The organism is Streptomyces sp. UH6, from assembly GCF_013421635.1.
Taxonomy (GTDB): Bacteria; Actinomycetota; Actinomycetes; order Streptomycetales; family Streptomycetaceae; genus Streptomyces; species Streptomyces abyssomicinicus.
In genome coordinates, this window is the sequence record NZ_JACADT010001051.1 from 1 (window position 1) to 1915 (window position 1915).

Annotated in this window: 3 protein-coding genes; 2 read left to right on the plus strand and 1 reads right to left on the minus strand. The window is 72.3% G+C overall.

Annotated features, from left to right (window positions below; genetic code table 11):
• The coding region (locus HW445_RS29030; protein ID WP_180223818.1) for a sigma-70 family RNA polymerase sigma factor at positions 1-530 on the minus strand (530 nt) is incomplete at its 3' end.
• 361 nt (positions 531-891) lie between these two features.
• On the opposite strand from HW445_RS29030, the gene HW445_RS29035 reads away from it, so the two are divergent.
• Both HW445_RS29035 and HW445_RS33860 read left to right on the plus strand, forming a co-directional pair.
• On the plus strand, positions 892-1266 hold the full coding sequence (locus HW445_RS29035; protein WP_180223819.1) for an STAS domain-containing protein: 375 nt from the start codon (positions 892-894) through the stop codon (positions 1264-1266).
• Positions 1267-1685: 419 nt separating this feature from the next.
• A partial coding sequence (locus HW445_RS33860; RefSeq protein WP_374939714.1) for an ATP-binding protein occupies positions 1686-1915 on the plus strand: 230 nt, incomplete at its 3' end.

Below are 1915 nucleotides of genomic sequence, written 5' to 3' on the forward strand. Positions count from 1 at the left end.
CGGATCCGGCGGCGGGCCTCCTCCTCGGTGACCCCGAGGTCGGCGGCGACGCGCCGGTAGTCCCGGCGGTGGTGGTGGGCCAGGTCGAGCGCGGCCCGCAGCGGGGCGGGCATGGAGGTCACGATGTAGTCGGCGCGGGCGGCGACGGCCGCCTCCCGGACCCTCGCCTCCAGCTCCTCGACGGCCTCGAGGGCCTCGGGGTCCTCCGGGTCGGCGCCCCGGCGCCGCAGTTCCGCCGTCCCGGCGGCGTGCAGCCGCCGCACCGCGATGGTGCGGGTCAGTTCGGCGAGCCAGGTCCGCAGCGGGCCCTTCCGGTGGTCGTAGCCGGAGGGGTTCTCCCAGACGTGGCCGAAGACCTCGCGGGTCACCGCGTCGGCGGCCCGCTCGTCCTCCAGGACCCGGTTGGCCAGGCCGTGCACGAGGGAGGCGTACCGGTCGTAGAGCTCGCCGAGGGCCGCGGCCTCACCGCGTTCCAGCCGCTGCTGCGTCTTCCGGTCCGCGCGGACCGGTCCGTCCGTGGCGACCGCCACAGTGCCTCCTCCTGCCGCCCCCGTGCCCCGTTCGGTTCCGTCCCGCTCGCCGCTCCGCGGGACCCCTCTCCGCCGAATGTAGTCGGCACCCCGTGCCGCGCACGGCTCTTTACGGCAAACCCACGCCACGGGAGCGGTCCCACGTGGTAAGGGTCGCGCGGCCGGTACTCCGGGGCGGGTGGTATCCACCTTGTCCCCCGCCAATGAACCCAACTGACCGTTGTGTGAGAATTTTCGATCGAATGAGCCTGGATGTGGCCGGTCGATGTCTGGTTTTCCTCATTGGGCCCTGTGTTTCATGGAGGCGGGGTGGGGCAGGGGCGCTGCCACGAGACCGCCTCCGGCGAGTTAGGGGCATGATGTGGCGTTCACGGTGACCGGCACCGGGCACGGCGAGTGGGTGGTGCTCCGGGTGTCCGGCGAGATGGACCTGATGACCTCGCCGGAACTGCGCCGGCGGGTGCACGACGCGGTGGCGGCCGGCCATCGCAGCGTGGTCGTCGACCTCTCGGGCGTCTTCTTCTGCGATTCCAGCGGCGTCGGCGTGCTGATCGCCGCCCGGCGGCTGCTGCGGTCCTGCGGCGGCCGGCTCCGGCTGGTGCTCCCGGCCGCGGGCGCGGAGGACGGGTCGCACGTCAACCGGGTGCTGGGCGCGCTCGGGGTGCGGCGGCTCTTCGAGGTCTTCCCGGACGCCGAGGCGGCGCTGGACGAGGACGTCCGCCCGATGTCGGCGTAGCGCGGGGTGAGGAATGGTGACGCGGTGCAACACGCCGGATGCGGGGACCCGTTGACGGCCGCCCCGCGGTGGGTGTTCACCCTTGCGTGGTCACGAAGCGCACGTCACGCACCGTGGTCGTGCGGTGGTCACGGAGAGTTGACGCGAGGGTGCGGGTGACCGGATCCGCCGCCCGCCCGGAGCCCCGTCGCGCTCGGGTACCTTGGGTGAAATGCGAGAGATGCCAGGGCCCAACGGCCCTAGTGCGAGGACGCCTCGTACGGCGGGAGTCGTCGCACAGTATGCCGCACGGGTACTCCTTCGCGCTGGAATATGCCCGAAGCGCTTGTTGGGGTGACGCAGTGTCAACCATGCTGTGCAACAAGGGAGTCACAGTCCGTGATTCCGTGTCGTGTCCGCCGGTTCGGATGGTGTGAGCGGTGCAGGTGCTTCAAGTGCAGTTGGAGATCCGGCCCGACCCCGCGGAAGTGGGGAGGGCCCGGAGATGGGCCCGGTCGCGGCTCGCGGGGTCCGGGATGGACGCGGACGAGTCGCTGGCCGAGACGGTGATCCTGCTCGTGTCCGAGCTGGTGACCAACGCGGTGGTGCACACGGGCTGTCCCGCGGTGCTGCGGCTGGTGCTGCCGGCCGAGGACGCGGGCGGGGCCCC